Origin of the sequence: Bradyrhizobium sp. BRP20 (genome assembly GCF_020194215.1) — a bacterium.
Lineage (GTDB): Bacteria > Pseudomonadota > Alphaproteobacteria > Rhizobiales > Xanthobacteraceae > Bradyrhizobium > Bradyrhizobium yuanmingense.
This window is the reverse complement of record NZ_JADYVY010000044.1, coordinates 1-8921: the sequence shown is the minus strand read 5'-3', so window position 1 is coordinate 8921 and position 8921 is coordinate 1. Positions and strand designations below refer to the sequence as shown.

The 8921-nt window shown below is 59.2% G+C and carries 9 protein-coding genes and 1 pseudogene; 8 read left to right on the top strand and 2 right to left on the bottom strand.

The window, feature by feature from the left end; translation table 11 throughout:
* The first annotated feature begins 909 nt into the window (after window positions 1-909).
* The 4 genes and pseudogenes from I6F33_RS38575 (at window position 910) to I6F33_RS37355 (ending at window position 3824) form a co-directional block, all read left to right on the top strand.
* On the top strand, window positions 910-1344 hold the full coding sequence (locus I6F33_RS38575; RefSeq protein WP_346656711.1) for an Hsp20 family protein: 435 nt from the start codon (window positions 910-912) through the stop codon (window positions 1342-1344).
* Window positions 1314-1613: a hypothetical protein gene (locus tag I6F33_RS38755; protein WP_225154088.1), complete on the top strand. Its 300-nt coding sequence runs from the start codon at window positions 1314-1316 to the stop codon at window positions 1611-1613. The genes I6F33_RS38575 and I6F33_RS38755 overlap by 31 nt, the downstream gene beginning before the upstream one ends.
* A gap of 284 nt (window positions 1614-1897) precedes the next feature.
* Window positions 1898-2197: a hypothetical protein gene (locus tag I6F33_RS37360; protein WP_225143839.1), complete on the top strand. Its 300-nt coding sequence runs from the start codon at window positions 1898-1900 to the stop codon at window positions 2195-2197.
* Window positions 2198-2544: 347 nt separating this feature from the next.
* A pseudogene (locus I6F33_RS37355) lies at window positions 2545-3824 on the top strand (ISNCY family transposase).
* A gap of 234 nt (window positions 3825-4058) precedes the next feature.
* Here I6F33_RS37355 and tnpB (I6F33_RS38570) read toward each other — a convergent pair.
* Window positions 4059-4361: an IS66 family insertion sequence element accessory protein TnpB gene (tnpB, locus tag I6F33_RS38570; protein ID WP_225131468.1), complete on the bottom strand. Its 303-nt coding sequence runs from the start codon at window positions 4359-4361 to the stop codon at window positions 4059-4061.
* A gap of 156 nt (window positions 4362-4517) precedes the next feature.
* Here tnpB (I6F33_RS38570) and I6F33_RS38750 point away from each other — a divergent pair, with 156 nt between their 5' ends.
* The 3 genes from I6F33_RS38750 to I6F33_RS37335 all read left to right on the top strand — a co-directional run bounded on the left by I6F33_RS38750 (window position 4518) and on the right by I6F33_RS37335 (window position 6961).
* Window positions 4518-4736: a transposase gene (locus tag I6F33_RS38750; RefSeq protein WP_225145758.1), complete on the top strand. Its 219-nt coding sequence runs from the start codon at window positions 4518-4520 to the stop codon at window positions 4734-4736.
* Between the two features lie 179 nt (window positions 4737-4915).
* Window positions 4916-5263 carry an IS66 family insertion sequence element accessory protein TnpB gene (gene tnpB / locus I6F33_RS37340; protein WP_038937265.1) on the top strand — a complete coding sequence of 116 codons (348 nt, stop codon included), beginning with the start codon at window positions 4916-4918 and terminating at the stop codon, window positions 5261-5263.
* 45 nt (window positions 5264-5308) lie between these two features.
* Window positions 5309-6961 carry an IS66 family transposase gene (locus I6F33_RS37335; RefSeq protein WP_225145757.1) on the top strand — a complete coding sequence of 551 codons (1653 nt, stop codon included), beginning with the start codon at window positions 5309-5311 and terminating at the stop codon, window positions 6959-6961.
* 3 nt (window positions 6962-6964) lie between these two features.
* Here I6F33_RS37335 and I6F33_RS38745 read toward each other — a convergent pair whose 3' ends face one another.
* Complete coding sequence (locus I6F33_RS38745) at window positions 6965-7243, bottom strand: transposase (RefSeq protein WP_225145756.1); 279 nt, start codon at window positions 7241-7243, stop codon at window positions 6965-6967.
* A 1011-nt stretch (window positions 7244-8254) separates the two neighbouring features.
* Between I6F33_RS38745 and I6F33_RS37325 the strand changes: the two genes are divergently transcribed.
* Window positions 8255-8839, top strand: a complete 585-nt coding sequence (locus I6F33_RS37325; protein ID WP_225143835.1) for a DUF3141 domain-containing protein — start codon at window positions 8255-8257, stop codon at window positions 8837-8839.
* Window positions 8840-8921 lie beyond the last annotated feature (82 nt).

The window sequence follows — 8921 nt, the reverse complement described above, 5'->3', positions numbered from 1 at the left end:
GCGTGACTTTCGGTATTCGTTTCAATAAACAGCGCTCGAAGTACAGAGCCGTCGAGGTCAGGCTGATCGATTGAAATATCGCGCATCCTGCTGCAGGCGTGCGCGTTACATAACATCCATAGCGCAATAGCAACAATGGATCGTGCATGAGTTCATTTGCGGGAACCAGACACCTAGTCATGGACGTTTGCGACGCTCGCGCTCGGAAGCGCGACGCTAAGCTAATCGATAGGAATTGTCTTCATTGTCAATGCCGAGCAGACAGCCAAGCTCGCCCGTGCATATCCGCTTAAGCGATCCCGATTGAGCAAGCGCTACCAAATGAGATAGGTTCGCCATGTTGCCGGTTGTGGTACTTTCCGAAGCCTCTTGGTCGCATCTAGACCACGCAGCGCGCTGCGATCCTGTTCAGACGGGGAGACGTTGAATGCCCGCGAGAAGTCCCGAGTACGAGAAACGCGAACGGAAGTCAGATCCAGAGCGCGAACGGGCCGCCCGGGCATCAGCCGGAGACAACAGACCTGTTCGGTGCGGCATTGAAACACGGTCAAAGCTGGCTGCTTCCTCTCTGCACGCTCAGGCCAATCTTCTGAAGAATCTTGCCAATTCCAAAACTCTCTCGGACGTAATGAAGTGCCATCTGGATTTCGCGGAGCGGCTCTGGTCGAAATCGTTTAACGAAAGTGACAGATAATATGTAAAGCGGGCCCGTCATCTGCGGCAAAGGTGAGCAATTCGCCGACGTGAAATCGCGCGCTATTCCCTCCGAGGTGAAAGAGCTTTTGGCAGGCCGATTATTCTTATACGGACTATCGGCGCGCTGCACGTCGCGGACTGCCCAGGAAGTCAGCAACGTCGTCACCTATTGGACGAAATCAACTGGCGGCCGGTCGGCCACGACTAATTCTCTTGCGACCGAAAGCGTCAAACTTCCATGGAGAATTGATCACGGCAACTGAAACCAAAGACCTGTCGCGAAGTTCGACCAACGATCCCGCCGTCGCGGGCGAGATATGGCAACCATTTTCGGCATTCAGAAGCGAGATCGATCGGATTTTCGACGATCTCGGTGGCCGCTTTTGGAACCAGCCAGTCCGCTCGCTCGCGCGCCTCAAACGCGATCTTTGCAAGAAGCTTTCGGCCCCGGCGGTCGACGTGACCAAAAGCGACAATGCGTACGAGATAACGGTCGAACTACCTAACCTCGACCAGAAGAATATCGCAGTCAAGCTTACTCATGGTGGTCTTAGTATCAGGGGCGACAAGCGAGATGAAACCTCTTCGCCCTACCGGACGGCGTCAACTCCGACAAGATCGAGCCCACTTTTAAGTACGGTGTACTGAATGTCGTTCTACCGAAGACCGAAGAGGCGCAAGAAGGCAGCCAAGACCATCAACGTCAAGGCGGCCTAAGGCTTCGCTGGGGCGAGGCTGTGCCCCCAGCCTCGCTCATCCTGCAAGTCCCCAGCATCGGTGAGGCGGCCTTTCATGCGTACACATCTTATCGCGAGCAAAGACCTCCTCTCGTGACGCCACACACCACAATCCAAAGAGCAGCCAATATCCTGCTCTGGATTCATGTCAGCGCGCCGGCCTCTCGTCAACGACGTTGAAACTGCTTCAAAAAGTGACTTTTGAAACTGTTTCGAACAGTGACTTTTGAGATTGGCGCACCGGTTCAAGTAAGCCGCATGGCATCGTCAACTTGATCAACCGCTGAGTCTCAGAGATTCGAGAGCAATGGCGCTTATCGTCGTGTATCGCACCAAGTCGCAAAGCAGGCGTGCAGAAGACGGAAGTCGGCAGTGACGGCTCCGGGATATTAAGAGGCAGGCCTCGAGCGGAGCTCAGCCATTAGGCCATCTGCTTAAAGTATTGTTCGTTCCAGGCTCCGGAGGTGGAGTGCATCGGCAAGGGCAACGCAGGAGCAGAGCCAGATGTCTTCCTTGGCCTTATCCGCTACTGCGGGTCGACCGGCGACGGTCCGGTTCATCGTGAAGCGCATGACGGAATGGAAACTCCTGATGCGCAAGCCGAGACGTTGCGCAAAAACTGGCGGCTCACGCACGCGCCATTTGATGAAGCGTCATATACGCGCGATTTGAATACACTCAGACGTCCATTAGATTACACCCGTTGTCGGATGTTCGACGAGTCGGACATGGAACGCAGCGATTCGGAGGTGCGCGTTGTTTAGAAAGATATACTGCTCTGGCACGTCGTTTGCTCCACGATGTACAACAACGCGCCCGGCTATTTAGGCCCCTCTAATGACAGGGCTTTCCGAATGCTCGCCGGTCCTGATGCTTCCGTCGTTCCAACAACTCAATAACAGATGACTGAGAACACCTGCCGAGCTGCAAAGCGTGGGGTCCGGCGACAGCGAACATTAGCCTAGAGGGGCGCGACGACCATGGACAGATTGTACGGGCATGATGAAGGCTCTTCGTACCGGGCCAGACGTTCGCTCCCGAAACAGAATCGTTTTTCAACGTTCGGGATTTCAGCGCAGCCGCTCATTGGGCCATCGAACGGCTCACTGATATGCTGTCGGGTAACGACGTTGAAGGTGTGCGTCTGCAAAGACCGGTCGATCTGATGGCCCGCGCCCGCAACCTCATGACGGCGGCGGCAGGCGTGCGCTACCGGCGTTCGGATCGCGAAGAAGGCACGGATATTGGACGAGTTCGTCGACATCACCGGATCCCATCGCAAGCATGCGATGCGTCTACTTCGAAACAAGGAAGACGCACGCCAAGGCCGACGGGGGCGACGTCGGATCTACAATGAAGCAGAACACACCGCGCTTTGTGCTGCTTTGGGAGCATAAGACCGGATCTGCGGGAAGCGACTGAGGGCGTTAATGCCTGCGCTGATCGAGGCGATGGAACGCCACGGGCACCTCGACCTTGCCCCTGAGATGCGTGCCAAACTTTTGGCGATGAGCGCTGCGACGATCGATCGCGCATTGGTGCAGGTCCGAGAAAAATTAGGTCGCAAGCGCCGGCGGCACACAGCACATTCCCTGCGTCGCAGTGTTCCATGATACCGTGTTCGTGAACGAGACGCTGAAGGCCTACTGCGAAGCGGCCGACATTGTCTCCCCGCGTTGTCGTCCCTACCGGAAGAATGACCAGGCGTTCGTCGAGCAAAAGAACGGCGCCGTCGTGCGCAGGATGGTCGGCTATCGTAGGTTCGAAGGCCTGGAAGCGGCCGAGCTGCTGGCCGAAGTGTATCGATCAGCGCGGCTGTTCGTGAACGTCTTGCGACGGTGCTCGTGTACGCAAGACATACCGCGCGTCAGCAACGCCTCACCAACACCTGGCAGCAGACGCCCGCACGCCTGATGCTGTCCGCCATCATCTCAAGAAATCTATGCCGTTCTCGATCCGGTCGCGTTGTTGCGCGACATTCGCGACGGGCAGGAACGCCTCGCGGCCCTCGCGGATACCCAACCAATCGGCAGCCCTGCTGCGGCATCGCACTCGATCGATCGTTTCCTGGCAAGTCTACGCACAGCTTGGAAGGACGGAGCCATGCGACCAACGGATCGGCTACTCGTGAAGGCGAGAAGAGGCCGGCGTCGTCCCGACCCGCTCATCCGGGCAACGCCAGATTTGCGAAAATGGTTTGAAGCCGAGCCTTGGCGGAGTGGCAGCGAACTGCTCTCGCGCCTGCAGGTGGAGTATCCTGGAGCCTATCCGGATCAAGCTTCGAACCCTTCAACATCGGCGGAAATCCTGGCGCGGCGAGCAAGCGAATGCGCTCTGTTCGCTTCAAGTGAGAAAATGCCGCCAGGGTATGAGGTGACAACGCCCCAATGACGTGCGAGGTGCCTGCGGAGGGAGGCCGGACGCTCCGAAACCCCGCCATCTCCGCACCCGGCCTCCTCCTCAACTCAGGCCAGGAGCAAAATAAATGAGGCAACCAATCGCGCCCGGGAGCATCGATATGTGAGGCAATACGCGCGTTCTCATCCCGATTGTCGCGCTATAACCGGCAACCGATGGCTAGATGAGCTTCCCTCTCTCGAGTATTTTTGTGAACAAGCAGGCTCCCTAGCCATCGTTCCAGATCGCCTTCACAAGGTCGCTGCGGCGACCGCGGAAGACGAACAGATGACCGCTGAGCGGGTCTTTGTGCAGCACCTCCTGCGCTTGGAGTGCCCGCGACGGAAAGCTTCTGCGCATATCCGTGTAGCCTGTCGCGAGCCACATTCGCACATTCCCCGTATAGCAATCATCGGCATCCAAGCAATCGAGGACCTGCGCCAGCGCCTTCGGATCGACGTGCGCATCCCCCCAGATGCACCATCGGTTGCCGAGATCGATCTCTATCAATCCAGTACGCGCGGCTGCCACGGAGCGAACTCCGCCCTCAACCGCAGGCAAAAGCTTCGGAGTTTCCTCAGCCGATCCGCCACGGCGGCGATCTGCACCGTACGCCTCCGTTGACGGCCGCCTTGTTTGACGGAGGCGAGCGCTGCAGGTCCTAGGGGTAATCCTAGGAGAAGCGCTATGACGATTTCGCGGGCAGAGGTGATCACATCGGTCGAGCGGCGGCGGCGGTGGTCGCGAGATGAGAAGGAACGGCTGGTCGCAGCATCGCTCGAGCCCGGAGCCACTGTTTCCGAGGTGGCTCGCATGGCCGGCCTTCATGTGAGCCAGCTGTTCAGGTGGCGCAAAGAGCTTTGCAAGCACCGTGAGACGAGTATAGCTCCGTTCGTGCCGGTCTAGATTGGACCGTCTGTGCCGCCGCGGGACCTGACCGAAGTGCCATCGACGACGGCGCCGGCGCGTCGACGGAGGAGCCAGGGCATCATTGAGATTGATCTCGGCAGCGGACACCGCATCCGGGTCGATGGCGACGTTGATGGAGACGCGCTGCGTCGCGTTCTCGATGCCATGGTGCGCCGATGATCCCGGTTCCGACCGGCGCGCGAGTGTGGCTCGCGACAGGCTACACCGATATGCGCAGAGGCTTTCCGTCGTTGGCACTCCAAGTGCAGGAGGTGCTGCACAAAGACCCGCTCAACGGTCATCTGTTCGTCTTCCGTGGTCGCCGCAGCGATCTTGTGAAGATGATCTGGCACGATGGCCAGGGAGCATGCCTGTTTACCAAAAGACTCGAGAGAGGAAGGTTCATCTGGCCATCGGTTGCCGGTGAATCGGTAACGATCTCGCCGGCGCAGTTGAGCTATCTGTTGTCCGGGATCGATTGGCGCAACCCACAAGAAACCCAGCGTCCAACGCGGGTCGGATAGCGTTTTATGGTTTGAATCTGCGGCTTGATCTGATTCACTGGCTTCATGATATCGAAGCCGGACGATCTTCCATCGGATCTTGCGAGTGCCCTGGCGGCGCTGCAGGCCGAGCGTGAGGCGCGGCTACACGCTGAGGCGGTGGCTGCCAGTGTGCGGGCGGAGCTGTCGGACAACGAGGCGCTGATCGCGCATCTTGAGCTGCGGATCGAGAAGCTCAAACGCGAACTGTACGGGCCGCGCTCCGAGCGCACGGCACGGCTGCTGGAGCAGTTGGAGCTGGAGCTCGAGGAACTCGTTACCACGGCGAGCGAGGATGAGCTTGCCGCGCAGGCTGCAGCAGCAAAGACGCAGAACGTCCGTTTCTTCACGCGCAAGCGGCCGGTGCGCAAGCCATGGCCGGATGACATCGAACGCGAGCGCATCGTCATGGAGGCTCCAACGAGCTGCGCCTGCTGCGGTGGATCGCGGCTAGCGAAGATCGGCGAGGATGTGACCAAGACGCTGGAGGAGATCCCACGCCGCTTCAAGTTGATCGAGACGGTACGGGAGAAGTTCACCTGCCGCGATTGCGAGAAGATCAGCCAGCCGCCCGCGCCGTTCCATGCCACGCCGCGCGGCTTCATTGGCCCACAATTGCTGGCGACGATCCTGTTCGACAAGTTCGGCATGCATATCCCGCTCAACCGCCAGAGTGCGCGCTTCAAGGCCGAGGGGATCGACGTGTCGTTGTCGACCCTGGCCGACCAGGTCGGCCACGGCACCTTCGCCGTCATGCCGCTCTTCCATTTGATCGAACGCCATGCGCTCGCGGCCGAGCGCCTTCATGGCGATGATACCACCATCCGTATCCTGGCAAAGGGCAAGTGTACCACCGGACGGATCTGGACTTATGTGCGGGATGACCGGCCCTTCGCCGGGCCCGCGCCGCCGGCTGCGGTCTATTACGCCTCGAGCGACCGACGAGGCGAGCATCCCCAGAAGCATCTGGTCGCCTTCGGTGGTATCCTGCAAGCCGATTGCTACAGCGGGTTCGAACCGCTGTTCGATCCGCAGAAGAAGGCACGGCCGATTACGCCAGCATTTTGCTTTGCCCATGCACGACGGGGCTTCTTCGAGCTGGCCGACATCGAGAAAAATGCTCGGGAAGGTCAGAAGGGCAAACCGGTCTCTCCGATCGCGCTGGAGGCGGTCAGACGCCTGGATGCATTGTTCGAGATCGAGCGCGCCATCAACGGCCGCGGCGCCAAGGAGCGGCGTGCCGTGCGCCAGGAACAGAGCAAGCCGCTTCTCGCGGACATGCACGCCTGGTTGCTGCGCGAGCGCGAAACCCTCTCGCGCTCCTCCGAGGTCCTAAAGCCTATGAATTACATGCTCAGGCGCTGGGACGACTTCGCCCGCTTCCTCGACGATGGCAGGATCTGCTTGACCAACAATTGCGCCGAGCGCGCATTGAGAGGCATCGCCTTGGGACGGCGGAACTGGACCTTTGCCGGCAGCCAGCGCGGCGCCGACCGCGCCGCCATCATACTGACGATGATCACGACCTGTCGCCTCAACGACGTCGATCCCAAGGCCTGGCTCGCTGACGTCCTCGCCCGTATCGCCGATCTTCCCACATCGCGTCTGCACGAACTGCTGCCCTGGGAATGGAAGCTCCTGGGCCAAGCCGGCAAGCCCGCCGGTCAGCAGGCCGCCTGACCTTCACGCCACGCCATCATAGAGCTCGCCGGGCCCGCGCGTACGCACCAATCGGGCGGTCTTCATCGTATGCCTACTCTGCACCGGCGTAAAAGATGGTACAACTTGTTCCGACGTCCGTGCTTGTCGATGCCAAGTAAACACCAGGCTGGCCGCTACTCCGTTGCGACGCGCAACCTCAGTCACCTTCGCGCCCGGCGCTAACGTCTCGACAATCCGCGCCTTGTTGTCCTGCGACCAGCGCCGCCGCCGCTTCCGCCCGCCCAAAACCTCGACCCGCATCGCCTGACGACCTTAAAGCTAGACTTAAGGTCACACGCTTCGCGAATTACCATCCGTCACGCAAGACGGCCCCCTTCGGATGCGTACCCGTATTCCTCCATTGAGGACCGTCTTGTTTGACGAAGGCGAGGGCTGCAGGCCCTAGGGGTAATCCTAGGCTAGGCTAAGATGCACTGCGGGGCTTGCGGCGACCTTCTTGGCAACCGACCTTCCAAGACTAGCGTGCGGGGGGAACGAGCGGCGCCAGAAATCGCCGCCAAAGAAGTCTTCGAACAAGCGATCCACCTCGTTGCGCAATGCCTCGAGTGGGCGCCATGCTTCAGGAAAAAACGCGGGCTCACTAGCCTTCCTGGTGACGGGTAGTCTCGTCTCATTCGCCATGATCTAACTCCATGTTTGAGATCATTCTGGAAGGCGCAATCTCTGACTGCGCTGAGCGGACCAGGTCGTCATAGACCGTAATAGCAACCAATGTGCCAACTCGCCTCCTGATTGAGCGCTCATGTGTGAGACGAACATATTTGAGGCGATGGCTACGGGCGACCGGTCGAAAGTTTGGAAGATTGAGCAGGACCCATCTGAAATAATAGGTGGTCCCGGGGAATGCTCCCTAGGCATGCGAGGTGGCTGTCTAACAAAGACGACCCACAGCGTCCGATCTCTGACAAGCTTGGTTCTCAATCGGACAAACGCTGTGCAGCAGAACAGGAGGACGAAAGTTGCGCGGCCATCCTTCGTCTCGGCAGCAACAAGATGCCTGGCATCGGCTTTGCACCGAGAGATCTGGGAACGTCGTGGAAAGTCACCCTGCTCGCAAAACGTCCTGTTGAGGTTACGTGCTTTCTTGGTCACACTTTGACCTAGCTTGCGAGCAGTTTGTCGGATGAAAGACGCCATAGATAGGCAATCCGGCACCACAGCGCAATTCAGTATCACGGGGCGGCATCGACTCTAGAACAGAGGAGGTCAGGCCATGTCTGACTCGTTCCAGCGCTCCAACCTGGCCAGTCAATGGAAGCGCAACGTGCAGAATTCGAGCACGCGCTCACCGGCAGCCCATTCAGAATCTACGCTGATCGCATGGTCCAACAGGGCGCGAAGACCATCAACATTCTACAAGTTGCCTGGATACTGCGGGTCAAGCGCGGCTGCGAAATGGTCTTTACACGCCTACCCGAGCTCTTGGCAAGCGGCGAACGTCTAGCCAAAGATCTGAGGAACCTGCGTGACGATGGACGGCTTGGCGTTTCTTGGCGTGAATACATCCGCGACGCGGGCGAGCGCGCTATATTGCTAATCGATCTTCTCCGAGAGAGCGGCGACCTCTTCCTTGAACATGAGGCGGCAGGCTGTCCGCCGGTTCTTTTCTACGAGTACGAGAAGATCATGGACGGAAGGGATCTTCCCGTAAAGTCCAACTTCGTATTGCTGCGCATCATCCCGTCGCAAGATGTTACGGTCGATTACTCCCGTCGTCGGCCGTTTGTTATCATCCCTCCTCGTGCGGGACACACTGCGGGTGTGGGAGCCCACGAGCACGATAGTCAGCTCTGCCGCGCGGCAATCAGGGTGACAGTGGAGCGTCAATCAGGATGAGAGAGCTTCGCCGGGCTCGTGACGCAGGGAGGGCGTAGCCCGACCGGAGTTACGAGCCCGGCGTCGGCGCGATCCACAGGGG

Bases quoted from the DNA above. Each gene is read 5' to 3' on its own strand.
- I6F33_RS38750 (WP_225145758.1), top strand. From the start codon at position 4,518: ATGACGATTTCGCGGGCAGAGGTGATCACATCGGTCGAGCGGCGGCGG.
- tnpB (WP_038937265.1), top strand. From the start codon at position 4,916: ATGATCCCGGTTCCGACCGGCGCGCGAGTGTGGCTCGCGACAGGCTAC.
- I6F33_RS37335 (WP_225145757.1), top strand. From the start codon at position 5,309: ATGATATCGAAGCCGGACGATCTTCCATCGGATCTTGCGAGTGCCCTG.
- I6F33_RS38745 (WP_225145756.1), bottom strand. From the start codon at position 7,243: ATGCGGGTCGAGGTTTTGGGCGGGCGGAAGCGGCGGCGGCGCTGGTCG.
- I6F33_RS37325 (WP_225143835.1), top strand. From the start codon at position 8,255: ATGGAAGCGCAACGTGCAGAATTCGAGCACGCGCTCACCGGCAGCCCA.